Genomic DNA, 18463 nt, shown 5'->3' with positions numbered 1-18463 from the left:
CCGATAGAAGTGATGAGCGAGCTGATGGCCAAGTACCATGAAAGCCCATCAACCATCCAATGAGTGTGTTGCACTCAGAGTCTGCATCCGCCTACAATTAAAGTACAACAATGCCAACTCATCTGTCGATAGTTGGGCTCTCAATATCCTTGAGTAGCTTTCCTTTTCTTCTTTTGTCAAGTCCGAATAATCTATGAATTTTAAAATTTGATAAAGACCACGAAAGTAGTGACCTACAATATGGTTTTCAGAATCTTGAAAGAACTTATAATTTTCGCGAATTTTTTGCATATCATCTTTATCTGTACTCATCCAAGAGAGAATCGATGAAAACACTGCTCTACCAACCGATTCTTCTGCATTTAAATTTAATGCACAACACAATAATTTATCGTTAAACTTTAATGATTCTAAAGTGTCAGCATGTATTTTAAGAAGACTAAAGAATGTATTTTCAAACACTTGTTTTTTGAAAACCTACTTTGTTCATGAAGCGAGTTTGCAGTTCGGCTAAATTCCTCTCTGGCTAATGCAAGCTCTGTTTTTTGAACAACTATGGTGATAATCAGACCAATAAACATTAAAAAGGTAAGGATTGGATTTAAAATTCCACCAAAAAAATCCGCAAACTCACCTAACTTCCAATTACTTGAAGGAAGAAAATCAGCTCTTAGCAGCAAATTCACTAAGAACACTATTAGCGTAGCAATCAGTGCAAATCTGAAAATCTTATATAGGTTCTTTGTTGTATCGTCATTCGACTTTCCAACCACAGATTCAAACTGTTCACAAACAGTATCATCTAAACTGCGAATAGACTTTATTATCCACAAGTAAACTTTCTTAATATTATCCATCAACTTTTACCCTATATGCATAACGCCGGTGGTAATGGGTAGCTACGGAGCGGAGCGAAGTAGGCGTCCCGTTGACCACTTTGTTAGCTTGTGGACGGCACCCGCAGTGTTTAATCATCGGTGCTCTCAAAACGGCGTCTCATAGCCTCTCGTTCGGCATCTCTATCCTCCGAAGAATAGGTGTTAATGTTCATTCTTTTTGAGGTCATTGTTGTTTGAGCACCTTCGAGAACTTTCCTGATTTTCTCGATCTCTTTGTATATATTATGATTTGGGTCACCTCCGCCAATTTCTGAAATCCCTTTAAACTCCGAGAAATCAATTAAAGATTCAGACTTATATTCTCGGCCTTCTACATCCTCATAACTTATTGAAACTGAAACCTTTATATTAAATACCGCATCTCCCATTTTTTCAGCATACTCTATGAAGCTGAAAACAAAGCTTCGCCTTTCTTTCCCAGACCCCAAGGAAGCAATGCCATTGTGAAGCATATTTAGACTAAGGAGTTGGGCTATGAGTTGGCGCTCATTTTTTTCGTTTTCTCCAATAGCATCTGGCTTAATATCAAATTTGATATTTTTAGCGGAACCTTTACCGTTATTTTCGATGTGTACGTTAATAAACTGGAATGATGCTGGAGCCGGATGAAGATAGAATTCAACATTTGGGCGCAGAGCCTCACGCCTCAACTCTTCAATCTGCTCTATCTGGGCTGCTCTCAAACGCCACGTTTCCATCGCAAGAATGAACGTAAGGACAGCAATGGCCACCGTTGCAAGCGCAGCGACCCAGGATGATATCGAGTCAGCGGTCAATTCAAGCTTAGTTTGGAAGCTCAGCCCTAGAACAACTCCACCAATGAAGATCAAAGGTAAAAGCAGGACTCCAAGAAGCCCGATGGGGAGCCAAAAACCATTTTCCTTTTTCTTCATAGTGATACCTAAATCGCCGGCAATGTGATCAAGCTAACGCCTTTCTTCAGCGGCCAAAGCGTGCTGGCGTGGCTTTTGCGTTTTTTGCAAAAGGCATGACAGTATGATTTGGTCCGGCTGCAAGAATTTGTTAGGCATGTGGCTACGCAACGTGGTAGCGCTCCAGTTCTTTAACTCCGGCGATGCTTCGATTGTGGTACTCCTTTAGCCAAATAAATTTACTCAGAACCCTTAAAAGCTTTTCATGCTCCTCGCCGCCTGCGCCAAGTTTCTCCAGCGCACTATTCAATTCTTGTAGTTTACTTCTAAGAGCTTCGCAATGACGCCGAACATAATTGTCCGTAACTACTCTTTGCGCCGCAAATCTGAGAGGGTCCAAAGCTGCGGCACGGGCCACAGACTGGCTTTTCAGGTCTGATGAAGACAATGCAAAACCTATGTAGTCCAAAAATAGAATGCCATCTTGGGAATCCCTTTGAATCAACGATCTCCCCCCGTACATTGCATCTGACAAAAAATTAATTTTCTCGATTAGTTTTTTGTTCTCTTCAATATTCGGATGCAACACAATTCTCGGACTCTTCGCAATGGAGCTTTCTGCCAAGTATGCCTCAATTACACCTTCGCCTACAGCAAAGCTATCTTTGATGTAAGAGTACTTTGAAGAAATTCCACCTCTCAGAAAGATGCCTTTCTCAGTAAAGCAATTGAAGATTATCGTCTTAAGTCTCATGCAGATAATGAACAATGCATTTGCCGAATGCATAAACTTCAACTCTTCGTTCGTAAGTTTCTCTACTTCCTTAGGCTTGTACGTAATTATGATCGAATCGGAAACGAAACAACTGTCTACGTCATAGTATTCGTAAAAATTGAAATTATCTTTCTCATATCGTTCTTTAACTTCGTCACGATTCGAAAAACCCAGAATATGCTTGTTCGTTTCCATAAACTCTATGAAGGCCTCAGCATCCCTGTCAGTGCTTATGGAGCCGTTGACCTCCCTGTAACCAAGCATGTCTATGAACAAAGTCCATTGTAATAACTTCAAGTTGACCTCGACGACTGAATGCCTAACAGTGATTATACGCCCTGCCATGAAACCTCAATGAACGCGACATCACAATGACTGAGGTTTCATAGCCATCAAATTGAATCTACCTCATTGATTCTACAGCGTGCAAAGAGAATTTTGGCGATGTAGCCAAAATCCGCAGGCTTGGGCGCTTTGCTCGCCCCAACAAACTGTATTTATAAACAAAGTTATTGAGGCATCCTCCCATGAAACTGATGGAACGCGTCAAGGCAACCATGGGGGTAAGCACTCAACTACATCGTCTTTTCTTGTCATTTATTGATTGGTTGCACGGCAGGCTATCCCTTTACGCCCAATTAAATAACCTACTCTTGCATCTCCCCCACCCGCCTCCTACACTCCACCCACGAACAGCTTGACGGGGTGCCGGTGATATCCGGCTGAGATGGCGCAGGGTAGACTTTTGGCTACCGAGCGCTGGTCCCGCTGAACCTGATCCGGCTAATGCGCTGCTTTATGAATGGCGGCGCGGGTACCGGCGTAGGGATCAAGCGATGGCCGCGGCGCACCTTTACGCCACCCTTCCGTGCCATTCCCTCGATCTTTTTCGCCTGCCCTCCGGATCATTACCACCGGAGGCACACAATGGGCTACCGCTTTACCGATCTCACCACCGCTTGCCAGAACGATTGGCGCGCGTATATCGAGCACGATTTCGTGCGCCAGCTGGGCAACGCCACGCTGCCTGAGGCGTCGTTTCGCCACTACCTGAAGCAGGATTACCTGTTCTTGATCCACTTCGCCCGCGCCTACGCGCTGGCCGCCTACAAAAGCCCCACCCTGGCGGATCTGCGCCAAGCCCATGAAGGCCTGAAAGCCATTGTGGATGTGGAGCTGGGCCTGCACGTGGGCTTTTGCCAGGAGTGGGGCATCAGTGAGCAGGAGCTTGCCGAACTCCCCGAAGCCCGCGCTACGCTGGCCTACACCCGCTACGTGTTGGATACCGGCAACCGCGGCGACCTACTCGATTTACACGTAGCGCTGGCCCCGTGCCTCGTGGGCTACGGCGAAATCGCCAACTGGCTGAACGCGCAACCTTCTATCCTTCGCGGCGAGCAAAACCCGTTTGACGCCTGGATCGCCATGTACGAAGGCGAGGAGTTCCAGGCCGCCATGCAGGCGGAGCTTGCGTGGCTCGATGCCCGCTTGGCTGATGTTACGCCTGCCCGCTTTGCTGAACTCAGCAAGATTTTCCGCGATGCCACCCGCCTGGAAATCGATTTCTGGCAGATGGGCCTCGACCTTTCTGAATAATGACCAACAACAAGGAAACCGTCATGACTAAGACCGTCAAAAGCAAAACCGCGCACTTTTTAGCCGAAACCGCCCAGGTAGATGCCGCCGCCGTGGCCCCGCTGCCCGGCTCGCGCAAGGTGTACGTGGAAGGCTCGCGACCGGATATTCGCGTGCCGTTTCGGGAAATCACCCTCTCGCCCACCAAAACCAGCGGCGTGGATGAGCAGAACCCGCCGCTGCTGGTGTACGACACCTCCGGCCCCTACACTGACCCCAGCGCCAACATCGATTTGCGCCAAGGCCTGCCGGAACTGCGCCGCGCCTGGATCGAAGAGCGCAACGACACTGAATTTCTGGACGGACCTACCAGCCAGTACGGCCAGCGCCGCGCCAACGACCCCACGCTGGCTCAGCTGCGCTTTGATTTAACCCGCACCCCGCGCCGGGCAAAAGCGGGTAAAAATGTGACCCAGCTGCACTACGCCCGCCATGGCATCATCACACCGGAAATGGAGTTTATCGCCCTGCGGGAAAACCAGCGCCGCCAAGCGTTAGGCACGGCGGAAGTGGAGCGCATTCTGGGCCATCAGCATGCAGGCCAGAGCTTCGGCGCCAGCCTGCCCAAGGAGATCACGCCGGAGTTCGTGCGCGATGAGGTGGCCCGTGGCCGGGCGATCATTCCCAACAACATCAACCACCCGGAAAGCGAGCCGATGATCATTGGCCGTAACTTCCTGGTGAAGATCAACGGCAACCTGGGCAACTCGGCGGTCACGTCTTCCATTGAGGAGGAAGTGGACAAGATGACCTGGGGCATCCGCTGGGGCGCGGATACCATCATGGACCTCTCCACCGGCCAGAACATCCATGAAACCCGCGAGTGGATCATCCGCAACTCGCCGGTGCCGATTGGTACGGTGCCCATCTATCAGGCGCTGGAGAAGGTCAACGGCATTGCCGAAAACCTCACCTGGGAGATCTTCCGCGATACGCTGATCGAGCAGGCGGAACAGGGGGTGGATTACTTCACCATTCACGCGGGGGTGCTGCTGCGCTATGTGCCGCTCACCGCCAACCGCGTCACCGGCATTGTCAGCCGTGGCGGCTCCATCATGGCGAAGTGGTGCTTGTATCATCATCAGGAGAGCTTCCTGTACACCCACTTCGAGGAGATCTGCGAGATCTGCAAGCAGTACGATGTGGCGTTCTCGCTGGGCGACGGCCTGCGCCCCGGCTCCATTGTCGATGCCAACGATGAAGCGCAAATGGCGGAGCTGAAAACCCTAGGCGAGCTGACTCACATTGCGTGGAAACACGATGTGCAGGTAATGATCGAAGGCCCCGGCCACGTGCCTATGCACCTTGTGAAAGAGAACATGGATAAGCAGTTGGAGTACTGCGACGAAGCGCCCTTCTATACCCTTGGGCCGCTGGTGACGGATATCGCCCCCGGCTACGACCACATTACCTCCGGCATTGGGGCGGCGATGATTGGCTGGTTTGGCTGCGCCATGCTCTGCTACGTGACGCCGAAAGAGCACCTGGGCCTGCCCAACAAGGACGACGTGAAAACCGGCATCATCACCTACAAAATTGCCGCCCACGCGGCAGACTTAGCCAAGGGCCACCCAGCCGCGCAGCGTCGCGATAATGCGCTCTCTAAGGCGCGCTTCGAGTTCCGCTGGGAAGACCAGTTCAACCTGGGCCTAGACCCCGACACCGCTCGGGAATTCCACGATGAAACCCTGCCGAAGGACTCCGCTAAGGTGGCGCACTTCTGCTCCATGTGCGGGCCGAAATTCTGTTCCATGAAGATCAGCCAGGAAGTGCGCGACACCTACCGCGACCGTACCCCGGAAAACGCCGCTGAAGGCGATGCCGAAGCGGTGAAACGCGGAATGCAGGAGCAGGCGGAGAAGTTCCGCCGGGAAGGCAGCGAGCTTTACCAGGAAGTATAAAACAAGCGGTATCGCACGCTGCCTGTGGCCCTCAGGAAACCTTGAGGGCCACTTTCAATACGCCGTCGCGCTGGTGGGAGAATAGGTCGTAGGCTTCGACGATGTTCTCCAGCGCGTAGCGGTGGGTCACCATGGGGCCAAGATCCAACCGTCCGGCGGCAATGATGCTCATCAGCCTGCGCATGCGCTCTTTACCGCCAGGGCATAATGAGGTAACGATCTTGTGGTCGCCCAGGCCCGCACAGAAGGCACCCAGCGGAATCGTTAGGTCTTGGGAGTAAACGCCCAGGCTGGAGAGCGTTCCACCGGGTTTTAGCACCCGCAGGGCGGATTCAAAGGTCTGTTGCAGGCCAAGCGCTTCAATCGCGGAATCGACGCCGCGCCCGCCGGTGATTTTGAGAATTTCCTCGACTACATCCACCTTGCGGAAATCCAGCGTTACATCCGCGCCCATCTGCTTGGCCATCTGTAAACGCTCATCAACACCGTCTACCGCAATGATCATCCCGGCCCCACGCAGCCGTGCGCCCGCCGTAGCGCATAGGCCAATCGGCCCTTGGGCGAAGACCGCCACCGTGTCGCCAATTTTGATACCGGCGGCTTCGGCACCGGCAAAGCCAGTGGACATAATATCCGGGCACATCAGCACCTGTTCGTCGGTTAGGCCATCCGGCACTGGCGAGAGGTTGGCCTGGGCATCCGGCACCAGCAGGTACTCAGCTTGTGCGCCGTCGATGGTGTTACCAAAGCGCCAGCCGCCCATCGGTTTATACCCGTGGCCGTGGTGGCCGCCATCCTGCGAGCAGCAATCATCCTGGCAGGCGTACGAGGTAAAGCTGGGGCAGATAGCGCCAGCGATTACCCGCTGGCCTTCCTGGTAGCCTTTTACGTTGGCCCCCAGTTTTTCGATAATACCCACGGGTTCATGGCCGATGGTTAAGCCGCGCTCCACCGGGTACTCACCTTTCAGGATATGTATATCGGTGCCGCAGATCGTGGTGGTGGTCACACGCATCAGCGCGTCGTTAGGGCCGATCTCGGGAATGGGTTTTTCGTCAATTTCGATGCGGCCGGGCTCAACGAAAATGGCCGCTTTCATCATGGTAGGCATGGAACACTTCCTCAGTGAGGGGAGTCATGACACATCACCATTACGTCATAGCAGGCGTTCCGCTATCTTGCGCTCCATCAAGGTTGTGCAAGATAAAAATAGTCGCCTGATCGGTTGTTTATTGATCTATGTCAATGCGATCAATTATCAATAATTAGATACTAAAATAGTGCTTTCAATTTAACCGTAGTGCTTCTCTCTGAGCGTGGCGGCGATACTCATGGTTTCAACCGTGTTTTGTATTCCGAGAGTACGACCTGACTTTTTGCTCAGCACGGTACTGATGCTGCCTCTGGCCGGGTGCATCTCGCTACCACCGCCCGACTCCACACCAGCGGTTGAACTGCCCTCCACTTACCAAGTTGGCTCAACGGCACTCTCTGAAATACCTGCAGCTCCCAACCTCCCCTGGCGCGACTACTTTACCGATTTGCAGCTACAGCGCCTGATTGAACAAGCACTGACCACCAACCGCCATTTGCGCAGCGCACTGCTGAGGGTAGAGCAGGCACGCGCCCTCTATGGCATTCAGCAATCAGAGTTGCTGCCGACCATCGGTGCCGAAGCCAGTAGCGAGCGCTCTCGTGTGCCTAGCGACCTAAATGCCCCCAGTGCTCCTCAAGTTAGCAACCGATATGAGGTGGGCGTTGGTTTCAACCACTGGGAGCTGGATTTCTGGGGCCGGGTACGTAGCCTGAACGAGGCTGCATTAGAAGAGTACTTGGCCACCGACGAGGCGCGCCGCGCTGTCGAACTGAGCCTTATCGCTCAGGTAGCCAATAGTTACTACCTGTTGCTGGAGCTTGATAACCGCCTGCAGCTCGCCCACCAGACCATCGCAAGCCGCGAACAGTCCTTACTGATTTTTAACCGCCGAGTCGAGGTGGGCGCTGCAGCGCAGCTTGAACTGCGTCAAGTCGAGGTGCTGCTGCATCAAGCAAGGGCGCTCGGTGCTCAGCTCGAGAATGCCCGTGCCCAACAGGCCAATGCCCTGGCGTTACTGCTGGGCTCCCCCGCCGAAACAGAGTGGCAGCTACCCCCGTTGGCAGATAGCGATGAATTGTTTGCCCTGCCTCCCGGCCTGCCTTCCGAGTTACTGGTCAATCGCCCTGATATTCGTGCGGCAGAACATGCGCTGCGTGCGGCCAATGCCAATATCAGTGCGGCACGGGCGGCGCTTTTTCCGCGCATTGCCCTCACCAGCTCGCTAGGCACTGCCAGTAGAGATCTCGACAACCTATTCAGCAACGATAGCCGTACCTGGCGATTCGCCCCTACGATCTCGTTACCGATCTTCACTGCTGGCCGACTTCGCGCCAGCCTCAATTTAGCCGAAGTGCGTCGTGAGCAGGCGGTGGTGGATTATGAACAGACTGTTCAGGAAGCATTCCGCGATGTTGCGGACGCCTTGGCAGCAGAGCGGTGGCTAGTGGAAGAGGCACAAGCAGCTAGCGATTTGCTCGCTGCACAACGCGAGCGCGCACGCCTCGCGCAGCTACGTTATGACCACGGGGCAGTCCCCTATTTAGAGGTGCTCGACGCCCAGCGTGACCTGCTGGATGCCGAGCAGCAACAGGTACAGATACGCCGCAAAGTGATTTCAGCCCGCATCGCGCTGTATGCCGCGCTGGGTGGCGGAGAGCATCAGGCGGCTATCGAAAGCGCTCGTACCCACCGTTCTCTTGTTCACTCTCTATAGGGCGCCCATACGTCATGCACGCCATTAAAAAACTGTTGATTGCCCTGGCTATTCTTGCCGTCGCCGCTGGCCTTTATTACTACTGGAGCGACCTGGATCACGAGGGTTTCGGTGAAGGCTTTGCCAGTGGCAATGGCCGTCTTGAGGCCGTCGAAATTGATATCGCGACCAAGCTTGCCGGGCGCATTGACAACGTATTGGTCGACGAAGGCGACATGGTCATCGCTGGCCAAACGCTGGCGCTAATGGATACGAAAGCGCTAGAGGCACAACGGGACGAGGCTATTGCCCAACATCAACAGGCCACCCATCTCGTGCTCAGTGCCGAGGCTCAGGTCGTCATGCGCGAAAGCGATCAGGCGGCCGTTGAAGCGACCGTGGTACAGCGCGAGAGCGAACTCGATTCAGCCCAGCGCCACCTGGCACGCACTGAGGCGCTTGCCCGTGATGGTGCCGCCTCAACCCAAGAGCTTGATGATGACCGTGCCCGTGTCAATGGTTCTCAAGCCGCCGTTAGCGCGGCCAGGGCCCAAGTAGCGGCTGCCAGGGCCGCAGTGTAGGCGGCACGCGCGCAGTTAATCGGTACTCGCTCTAGTGTGACAGCGGCTTTGGCCACCATCGCCCGTATCGACGCCGATATCAATGATAGCCAGCTGGTGTCACCTCGGGATGGTCGTGTGCAATTTCGCGTCGCCCAGCCCGGCGAGGTGCTTGCTGCAGGAGGCCGGGTACTCAATCTGGTCGACCTGAATGATGTTCACATGGCCTTCTTCTTACCCACGGAGATTGTCGGTCGAGTAGCGCTGGGTAGTGAAGCTCGCATCGTGCTCGATACCATGCCCAACTTCCCGATTCCCGCACGTATCTCCTTCGTTTCCAGCACTGCGCAATTTACGCCTAGAACCGTGGAGACAGCTTCCGAGCGCCAGAAACTCATGTTTCGGGTTAAGGCACAGATCGACCCGGAGCTACTACGTGAGCATCAAGACCAGGTTAAAACCGGCCTACCAGGCGTCGCTTGGGTCAAGCTGGATGCCGACGCTGAGTGGCCGGCCGCGCTGGCGGGCCAGGCCTTACCATGACCCCGCTCCCTTCCACCAACGCGGCGGCTGAATCTCCCAAAAGCGTCGCACAACTGGTGGGCGTGCGCCTGCACTACCGCAAGAAGAGAGTGCTGGATGGCATTGACCTGGAGATACCCGGCGGCTGCATGGTGGGGCTGATCGGCCCTGACGGTGTCGGTAAATCCAGCCTGCTGGCGCTACTGGCTGGGGCACGCGCTGTGCAGGAGGGCTCGGTCACTTCGTTAGGGGGCGACATGCGCGATAAGCGGCATCGCAAGCGCATAGGAGCCCGTATCGCCTACATGCCCCAGGGGCTGGGCAAGAATCTTTACCCTACGCTGTCGGTGGAGGAGAATCTGCAATTCTTCGCCCGGCTGTTCGGCCACGGAGCCAGCGAACGCCGCCGCCGTATTGATGATCTTACCCGCAGAACGGGGTTGCTGCCGTTTCTAAACCGCCATGTAAGCAAGCTCTCCGGTGGCATGAAGCAGAAGCTTGGGTTGTGCTGCGCATTGATCCATGACCCCGACCTGTTGCTTCTTGACGAGCCCACCACTGGTGTCGATCCGCTGGCCCGTGTTCAGTTCTGGGAGCTAATCGCCCGCCTTCGCGCTGAGCGTCCACAAATGAGCATTATCGTGGCCACTGCTTATATGGATGAAGCCCAGCGATTCGATTGGCTGGTAGCCATGGATGCGGGACGCATACTGGTTACCGGTGATGCACCCGCACTGTTAGCACGCACTGAGTGCGATTCACTCGATGCGGCCTTTATCAAGCTGCTGCCAGAAGAGAAAAAGCGTGGCTACCACCCCATTCATATCTCACCTTTAACTGCCGTTGCCGATACAGACATCGCCATCGAAGCTAAGGGCTTGACCATGCGTTTCGGCGACTTTATCGCCGTTGATCACGTCAGTTTTCGCATTCGCCGTGGTGAAATCTTTGGCTTTCTCGGCTCCAATGGCTGCGGCAAGTCAACAACCATGAAGATCCTCACCGGCCTGCTGCCCGCAAGCGAAGGGCAGGCCTGGCTGCTGGGCCAGGAGGTAGATCCCCGCGATATGGATACCCGCCGCCGGGTGGGTTATATGTCCCAAACGTTCTCGCTGTATAACGAGCTGACCGTGCACCAGAATCTGGTTCTACATGCCCGCTTGTTTCAGATTGGTAAACATGAGATCCCCACTCGGGTCGATGAGATGGTCAAGCGCTTCATGCTCGATAATGTTCTCAATGAGCTGCCCGACAGCTTGCCTCTGGGGGTGCGCCAGCGATTATCGTTAGCAGTGGCGATGGTACACAGACCCGAGCTACTGATACTCGACGAACCCACCTCAGGCGTCGACCCGATAGCCCGTGACCATTTCTGGCATCTTTTGATTGAGCTGTCGCGACGAGACCGGGTGACGATTTTTATCTCTACCCATTTCATGAACGAAGCTGAGCGCTGCGACCGCATATCGATGATGCACGCGGGACAAGTGCTTGACAGCGATACGCCAGCAGCGCTCATCAAGAAGCGAGGAGCCGCATCGCTGGAAGAGGCTTTTATCGGCTATCTGCTTGGTGCCCAGGAAAGTGACAAGCCACCACACACTAGCGATGCCTTGGTCACCTCTTCCCCTTCCGATGATAAGTCGCGCTTTACAGCACCACGCCACCGGCATTTTAGCTTCCAGAGGATGCTCAGCTATATGTGGCGCGAAACGCTGGAGCTTCGCCGTGATCCTGTACGCGCCTCCCTGGCCTTAGCTGGCTCGCTGATTCTGATGTGCGTAATCAGCTTCGGCGTGAGCATGGATGTGGAGAATCTTAGCTATGCGATCCTTGACCGCGACCAGACCACTATCAGCCACCATTACGCGCTGAACCTGTCGGCATCGCCCCATTATTTTACTGAGCACGCCCCTCTTTATGACTATGCCGAGTTGGATCGACGCATGCGCAGTGGAGAGCTGGCCCTGGCAATCGAAATCCCCGAAGGGTTTGGCAGAGACGTCATACGTGGCCACGATGCAGCCATCGGGGCGTGGATTGATGGTGCTATGCCCCAGCGCGCTGAAACCGTACAGGGCTATGTAATGGGTATTCACCAGCAGTGGCTACAAGGCCGTAACGAAAACACCAACGGACCGCCAGCGGCCAGCATCGAAAACCGCTACCGTTACAACCCCGATATACAGAGCCTTTCGGCCATGGTGCCCGCCGTTATTCCCATGCTGTTGTTAATGCTGCCAGCCATGCTGACCGCGCTCTCAGTGGTGCGCGAGAAGGAAATGGGGTCGATCATCAACCTTTATGTCACGCCGGTGACCCGTACCGAATTCCTGGTGGGCAAGCAAATTTTTTACATCGGCTTGGCAATGGTCAACTTTTTGCTGATGACCGGACTGGCAGTCACCCTCTTCGGCGTACCGATGACGGGCAGTTTTTGGGCGCTGGCCCTTTCGGCGCTGGTATTCTCCATCATCTCTACCGGCATGGGCCTGCTGGCATCCACCATCACCCGCAGTCAAATAGCCGCCATGTTCTTTGCCATGATTGGCACCTTAATCCCCGCCACCCAGTTTTCGGGGCTGACCGACCCTGTTTCGTCACTGGACGGACGCGGGCGCTTCATCGGTAATATTTATCCGGCAACCTATATGTTCGCTATCAGCCGCGGCGTATTCAGCAAAGCACTCACCCTACGGGATCTTATCGGTTCACTCTTGCCGATGCTGCTGTCGGTGCCAGTGATAACAGGTCTGGCAATCGCCTTACTTAAGAAGCAGGAGCGTTAGCATGCACCGGCTTACGCTTATTTTTCGCCTCGGTATCAAGGAGTTCTGGAGCCTATTGCGCGATCCGGCAATGCTGGTGCTTATTGTTTATGTGTTCAGTGTCGCCGTTTACGCCTCAGCCACGGCGTTGCCCGAGACGTTGAACAAAGCGCCTATTGCTATCGTCGACGAAGACGGCTCGCCTCTCTCTGCACGGATCATCTCGGCGTTTTACCCACCACAATTCCTATACCCAGAAATGATCTCATTTTCGGAGATGGATGCTGGGCTCGATGCTGGAGACTACACCTTCGTGCTAGTCATTCCTTTCGATTTCCAGCGCGATGTACTTGCTGGGCATACACCCGCCCTACAGCTTAATATTGATGCCACGCGCATGAGCCAAGCCTTTTCGGGTAACAGCTATGTGCAGCAGATCGTGATGAGTGAGGTCAACACGTTTGTTCAGCGCTACCGTGAAAGCGCTTCACCTGCGGTTGATCTGGTGCTGCGAGCCCGCTTCAATCCTGGGCTGGAACATTACTGGTTTGGCTCGCTGATGGCGATTGTCGATAACGTCACGCTGCTCTCGATTATTCTTACCGGCGCAGCGCTGATACGCGAACGTGAACACGGTACCATCGAGCACCTATTGGTCATGCCCATCTCACCAACCGAGATCATGCTCGCCAAGGTATGGTCGATGGGGGCCGTGGTCTTACTGGCGGTGGCCCTCTCCCTCACCTTTATTGTGCGTGGGCTACTGCAGGTGCCCGTTGAAGGTTCGATCATCCTCTTTCTAACAGGTGCAGCGCTGCATCTGTTTGCCACCACCTCAATGGGCATTTTCCTGGCCACCCTAGCGCGCAATATGCCCCAGTTCGGCATGCTGATGGTCTTGTTCCTGCTCCCGCTACAAATGCTTTCAGGTAGCAATACCCCACGCGAGAGCATGCCAGATCTGGTCCAGAACATTATGCTACTGGCCCCGACCACTCACTTTGTCGAGTTAAGCCAGGCCATTCTCTTCCGCAGCGCTGGGCTAGATGTCGTCTGGAAACAGTTCTTAGTGCTGCTGTTGATTGGCAGCGTACTATTCAGCATTTCCCTGGCACGTTTCCGCAAAGCCATTACCCATATGGCTTGAGGCAATATTATTAAGACCCCATAACGCCAACAGGGGGCCGAAGCCCCCTGTTAATATACGTACTGCAAACTGCAACTAATATGAGTACTGCGTCATTTAGCGCTGTTTTGTCTGGCTCTCCTTGGCGCTACCTTTGCCTTTCTGCAGTTCGCCTTTTGCTTGCTGGGCTTTACCTTTGCCTTCGGTTTTGCTGCTGCCGGTGGCCTTGCCTGCTGCTTCTTTTACTTTACCTGCGGCTTTGTTAGCCGCACCTTTCGCTTTATCTTCTTTGCCACTTGCCATGACGAACACCTCTAATCCGTTAGTAGGGAAAATGCCGCACGCCGAGTAAACACTTACTTCAACGTCGGCTCACTTTCAGAGTAGTCCTTTGTTAAAAAGTTGCCTCAACTTCTTTCAGGCAGGCGCGTCGGCTCCCAGCGGTTGAGTAAATAATGTAAGCAAACCATCACCGAGAGCGTGCCAATCAGTGCAACGCTCATAGAAGAAAAACGGTACAAGGCGCTATAGACAAGATCTTGCTGCGGCCCGAGGGATTGGCCAAACAGAATTCCCATGGTGGTTAGCCCGCCAAAACCAATGCCCGAGCCGCCCCCTTCCAACACATGCTCACGAGCGAACAGCATCAGCCCTAACCAGTAGAGCAGTATCACCAGTAGAAAGTGGTGGCTTTGGGTGTAGAGGGCCAGTTGCATCACCAGCGCTAAGTTGCAGCCCAGCAGCGTGCCCACCGCACGCTTAGCGGCTGAAATTTGAGCACCGAAATAGCCCAGCGTAAACAGAATCAGGATGGTGGCCATTTGCGCCGAGAGCGAATCGCGCAGGTCGAACACCTGAAACACTACGAACGATAGCGTAGCGGTCATGCCGCCGATCAGTGTTTCATGGCGAATTTGTGCCGCCGGTTTGGTGCCTCTGGGGGGCGGCTGACGTGGCTCTACATCGGGAAACAGCGTATGCATCAGCATGGCGATAAACACCGCCAGTAAGCTTGCCATTAGATTACTGGCCAGTAGATCGCTTAAATCTACCCCTGGGTAGCTGGCAAAGTGCAGCAAAATACTGAGCGTCAGTACGCCGTTCGCGCCGAACAGAAACAGTGGGCCTTTGGCCATTAAATTAAAGCGCATCAGGAACAGGCCCAACACCACTAGCGTCATCACCACGGGCATATGCTTTAACAGCCCAATCACCAGACTCACTTCCAGTACGTTAAGGCTCACGTTAGAGAGAAACTGGCGAATAATTGAGCCATTTAAAACCGGCACCAGCCCGAGCAGAAACATCGGGAACACGGTAAAAAATACGCCGTAGTTCCATCCCATTAGTTGGCTGATCATAAAGCCCAGCGTGCCAGCACCCGCGACCCGCAGGCACTGACGAAGCCCATTCTGGCTCAGTGCAGCCTTGGTGGGCGCGGGCTTAGTAGATGCTGATCTAGTAAACATAGTGTAGCCAGCTGATGAGATTAGCCTGCAGCCAAGCAAATGGCTTGGCTAGCGCGTGCTCCCCAGGCACCAGTTGCACCGTGGCCCGCGCACCGCTGGTTGGCAGCTCCTCCAGCGGTTCATCCAGCACGACGTGAATGCGCACCCGCTGGGCATCTCGCACCCAGCGGTCAGAGGTGGGGATGTCCACCAACTGCCCATCGGCTGCCTGCTGGCCTTCCCGCACGCCAGCATCAAACGCCCTTACATGGCCTGCAAAAATATGCCCCGGTAGCGCATCAAAGACTACCTTCGCTTCATCGCCTGGGGCGATGTGGCGCAGGCTTTTTTCACGAAAATCAGCCACCACATCCACCTCACTAGCCACAAGCGCCACCGCTGGCTGGCCTGCCTGAACGTAGTCCCCTGGCTGAAGCTGCAGGTTAGTCACCTCGCCCGCTTCGCGCGCCCTTACGTCCGTGCGGGCTACGTCCAGCTCGGCTTTTTCGAGAGCATTGTTAGCTTGTCGCAGCCGTAGATTGGCTTCGCCCTCTTCGCCCAACTGTACTTCCAGGCTATCGATCTGTGCGCGGGCCGAGGCCACGGCCGCCCGGGCCGTGTGTTCGGCGGCCACCTGCTGCTCGTACTGCTGGCGGGAAATTCCCTGGCGGCCTAATAGCGCCTCGGCGCGGCGGCGTTCACCGCTGCGCTCTTCATAGGTTGCCTGGGCAGACGCCAGCGAGGCCCTGGCGGCCGCTAATTCAGCGGTTAAGCGAGCATTCTCCTGCTCAGCTTGTTCGCGGTTTAACTGCGCTTGGTTAAGCGCTAACTGAAATGGCTCGGGATTTAGGCGAAACAGTACATCACCAGCTTCAACCCGCTGGTGGTCGCGTACCACAACCTCACTAACCGGCGCACTTAGCTCCGGAGCAATACGCGTAACGGGGCGCATCGCCCTCGCCTCTGGGGTCATCGGCATAAAGCTATCGGCGAGCAAGAAATAGACAAACAGCAGCAAAAACGCCGCCAGGGCTATCTTCACCCAGCGGGTAAATCGTTGATCAGGGGTCATTAGCATTACTCGTTCACTGGCACCCAAGCGGTTACCGCCGCCCGGGGTAGCGTTAGACGGAATACTTTAGTCTAACAAATTTATTAGCAAGCTAACAATAATCTCTTGTTTGACGATAAAAAAAGCCGCTCTGTTACGAGCGGCCATGTACTTATTTTGCAACTCTTTCAAGCTAGCGCCAGGATGGGCCACCCATAACGTCAGGCAACCACAAGGCAATCTCTGGGAAGGCAAGAACCAGTGCTAACACCACTAATTGAGCAAGGATGAAAGGCACAACGCCTTTATACATATGCTTGAGGGTTACTTCTGGAGGAGTGATAGCTCTTAGGTAAAAAATTGCCGGGGCTAAGGGTGGCGTGAGATAACTGGTTTGCAACACCACCAGGAAGGCGACGCAAAACCAGATTTCATCAAAACCTAGCATTCTTACAATCGGCATCGCCACGGGGATAATAATGAGCACTACCGAGATCAAATCCAGTACGAACCCTGCAATAAATGCAATCAGCAGAATCAATCCTAGAATCATCCACGGGCTCAAGCCTGTATCCATGAGCAGCGCCTGAACCGTAGCCATTCCTCCTGAAGCAAAGAAGACGCCTGCAAACATACTGCCGCCCATAACGATAAGCAGAATCATCGCAGAGATATTGACGGTCTTCACCGCTGACGTCCAAAGCACGGCAACATTTAAATTCCGGTAAGCAGCAGCCAAAATAATGGCTCCCAATGCACCACAGGCTGCAGCCTCTGTTGGTGTTGCCATGCCCAAAAGAATAGTGCCCAGTACGGTAAAAATCAGCAGCATGGTCGGCACTAATGCCACTAATGTAATACGCAGTTTCTCACCTAACGCAATATCTGGCTCTTGCTCTTGAATACGTGGTGCCATCTCTGGCTTGAGGTAAGCTATGCCAATGATATAGATCAAAAACATCACTGCCATTAAGAAGCCTGGTATTAGCAAACCACTGAACAGTGATCCAACCGATACCCCTGCTACAGGGCCAAGCACCACCACCGTAATAGACGGTGGTATCGCAGTACCCAAGGAGCCACTGGCACAGATCGTGCCTGACATTAGGCTTTTACTGTACTGATGCTTAAGCATGACAGGAATAGCCAACATGCCAATAACTGCTTCTGTTGCACCCACAACACCACTAGAAGCAGCAAACAGTGTCCCCAATATAATGGCACCGATACCTAGTCCACCGGGTAGGCGACGCGTCCACATATGAATTGCTTCAAATAAACGCTCGGCGATACCTGAACGTTCAAGCATTGCGCCCATAAAGATAAACAACGGTACCGCAGCGAGAATCGAGTTAGATGCTGTATCTTCGATTTTAGTCAATAGCTGGTAAGCAGCCACATCACCAAACTGGATAATGCCAAAGCCGGTTGCCACCAAAATCATTGAGAAAGCGATAGGAAAACCAGCAATGATCAACGTCATCAGTGCAGGAAACATAAGCAACGCAAGATAGCTACTCATTCGGCCGACTCCTCTGCTTGATGTTTACCTGTTAGCAAACATATTGATTTAAGAAGTTCTGCGAATACTTGGAGTGCCAACAGCGCAAACCCCACGAACCATACCGTAAAAATCGGCCAGACCACCGGATTCCAAGCTGAACGTCCTGAGCGCTCATTGGTTTCAAAAGCAGACAGCGCGTATTTAGATAGCTCCCATACCAGCCATACCAATACGGGCAGGAAAAGTACGTAACCAATCGTTCGAATGGCAGCATTGGCACGCTGACTCAGTTGCAGAGTCATAATATCCACGCTGACGTGCTGGCCAACACGCAGGGCATTGGCCATTCCCAGCATAAACATTGCACCCATGACCATGTAGCTAACTTCAAAGGCCCATAATGTTGGCCTACCAGCTACATAGCGGCTCAACACTTCAATGATTAATGCACCTATTAAGGGAAGGACAAGAAGTGCGCCCAACCAACCAGCAAAGCGGGTCAGCGCCTCTATGGATCGGATTAGTTTCATGAGGGAATCTCAGCGGATAAGAGAGACATAAGACAACAAACAAAAGAGAGGCCCGTAAGGCCCCTCTGATCATTTACACAGCA

17 protein-coding genes and 1 riboswitch are annotated in these 18463 nt (G+C 53.8%); of the genes, 7 read left to right on the top strand and 10 right to left on the bottom strand.

Annotated features, from left to right (window positions below):
- Positions 1-48: 48 nt before the first annotated feature.
- From ACIGG6_RS06305 to ACIGG6_RS06290, 4 genes are all read right to left on the bottom strand, one after another.
- Entirely contained in the window at positions 49-291 is a 243-nt protein-coding gene (locus tag ACIGG6_RS06305) for a putative phage abortive infection protein (protein ID WP_399843263.1), read from the bottom strand.
- 119 nt (positions 292-410) lie between these two features.
- A complete protein-coding gene (locus tag ACIGG6_RS06300; protein WP_399843258.1) occupies positions 411-857 on the bottom strand; it encodes a hypothetical protein in 447 nt (148 codons plus the stop codon).
- A gap of 110 nt (positions 858-967) precedes the next feature.
- Complete coding sequence (locus ACIGG6_RS06295; RefSeq protein WP_399843255.1) at positions 968-1792, bottom strand: hypothetical protein; 825 nt, start codon at positions 1790-1792, stop codon at positions 968-970.
- A 142-nt stretch (positions 1793-1934) separates the two neighbouring features.
- On the bottom strand, positions 1935-2891 hold the full coding sequence (locus tag ACIGG6_RS06290; protein ID WP_399843253.1) for a hypothetical protein: 957 nt from the start codon (positions 2889-2891) through the stop codon (positions 1935-1937).
- A gap of 346 nt (positions 2892-3237) precedes the next feature.
- A riboswitch (TPP riboswitch) is annotated at positions 3238-3392 on the top strand.
- Between the two features lie 81 nt (positions 3393-3473).
- Between ACIGG6_RS06290 and tenA the strand changes: the two genes are divergently transcribed.
- Positions 3474-4142, top strand: a complete 669-nt coding sequence (tenA, locus tag ACIGG6_RS06285) for a thiaminase II (RefSeq protein WP_399843250.1) — start codon at positions 3474-3476, stop codon at positions 4140-4142.
- A 23-nt stretch (positions 4143-4165) separates the two neighbouring features.
- Positions 4166-6082 (top strand): phosphomethylpyrimidine synthase ThiC, encoded by a 1917-nt coding sequence (gene thiC / locus ACIGG6_RS06280; protein WP_399843249.1) that lies wholly within the window; start codon positions 4166-4168, stop codon positions 6080-6082.
- Positions 6083-6113: 31 nt separating this feature from the next.
- Here the strand turns inward: thiC and ACIGG6_RS06275 are convergent, their stop codons facing one another.
- Positions 6114-7193 (bottom strand): NAD(P)-dependent alcohol dehydrogenase, encoded by a 1080-nt coding sequence (locus ACIGG6_RS06275; protein ID WP_399843246.1) that lies wholly within the window; start codon positions 7191-7193, stop codon positions 6114-6116.
- A gap of 220 nt (positions 7194-7413) precedes the next feature.
- On the opposite strand from ACIGG6_RS06275, the gene ACIGG6_RS06270 reads away from it, so the two are divergent.
- Genes ACIGG6_RS06270 through ACIGG6_RS06250 form a run of 5 tightly spaced genes read left to right on the top strand, consistent with a single transcriptional unit; the run spans position 7414 to position 13868 of the window.
- On the top strand, positions 7414-8892 hold the full coding sequence (locus ACIGG6_RS06270; RefSeq protein WP_399843243.1) for an efflux transporter outer membrane subunit: 1479 nt from the start codon (positions 7414-7416) through the stop codon (positions 8890-8892).
- A gap of 14 nt (positions 8893-8906) precedes the next feature.
- The gene (locus ACIGG6_RS06265) at positions 8907-9452 is read left to right on the top strand and encodes an HlyD family secretion protein (protein WP_399843240.1); all 546 of its coding nucleotides are present in this window, start codon (positions 8907-8909) and stop codon (positions 9450-9452) included.
- 36 nt (positions 9453-9488) lie between these two features.
- Entirely contained in the window at positions 9489-9974 is a 486-nt protein-coding gene (locus tag ACIGG6_RS06260; protein WP_399843239.1) for an HlyD family secretion protein, read from the top strand.
- Positions 9971-12742 (top strand): ribosome-associated ATPase/putative transporter RbbA, encoded by a 2772-nt coding sequence (rbbA, locus tag ACIGG6_RS06255; RefSeq protein WP_399843238.1) that lies wholly within the window; start codon positions 9971-9973, stop codon positions 12740-12742. Before ACIGG6_RS06260 ends, rbbA begins: the two co-directional genes overlap by 4 nt.
- A 1-nt stretch (position 12743) precedes the next feature.
- On the top strand, positions 12744-13868 hold the full coding sequence (locus tag ACIGG6_RS06250) for an ABC transporter permease (RefSeq protein ID WP_399843236.1): 1125 nt from the start codon (positions 12744-12746) through the stop codon (positions 13866-13868).
- Positions 13869-13964: 96 nt separating this feature from the next.
- On the opposite strand, the gene ACIGG6_RS06245 is transcribed toward ACIGG6_RS06250, so the two are convergent.
- From ACIGG6_RS06245 to ACIGG6_RS06225, 5 genes are all read right to left on the bottom strand, one after another.
- Positions 13965-14150, bottom strand: coding sequence for a CsbD family protein (locus tag ACIGG6_RS06245; protein ID WP_399843235.1), 186 nt, complete (start codon positions 14148-14150; stop codon positions 13965-13967).
- 104 nt (positions 14151-14254) lie between these two features.
- Positions 14255-15316 (bottom strand): DUF2955 domain-containing protein, encoded by a 1062-nt coding sequence (locus tag ACIGG6_RS06240; protein WP_253504042.1) that lies wholly within the window; start codon positions 15314-15316, stop codon positions 14255-14257.
- Positions 15306-16367, bottom strand: a complete 1062-nt coding sequence (locus tag ACIGG6_RS06235; protein WP_399843232.1) for an HlyD family secretion protein — start codon at positions 16365-16367, stop codon at positions 15306-15308. Before ACIGG6_RS06235 ends, ACIGG6_RS06240 begins: the two co-directional genes overlap by 11 nt.
- A 172-nt stretch (positions 16368-16539) precedes the next feature.
- The gene (locus ACIGG6_RS06230) at positions 16540-17868 is read right to left on the bottom strand and encodes a TRAP transporter large permease (protein ID WP_253504045.1); all 1329 of its coding nucleotides are present in this window, start codon (positions 17866-17868) and stop codon (positions 16540-16542) included.
- A complete protein-coding gene (locus tag ACIGG6_RS06225; RefSeq protein WP_083025175.1) occupies positions 17865-18380 on the bottom strand; it encodes a TRAP transporter small permease subunit in 516 nt (171 codons plus the stop codon). Before ACIGG6_RS06225 ends, ACIGG6_RS06230 begins: the two co-directional genes overlap by 4 nt.
- Positions 18381-18463 lie beyond the last annotated feature (83 nt).

This window comes from Vreelandella lionensis (assembly GCF_044543515.1).
GTDB lineage: Bacteria > Pseudomonadota > Gammaproteobacteria > Pseudomonadales > Halomonadaceae > Vreelandella > Vreelandella lionensis.
This window is presented reverse-complemented; position numbering and strand designations above follow the sequence as displayed.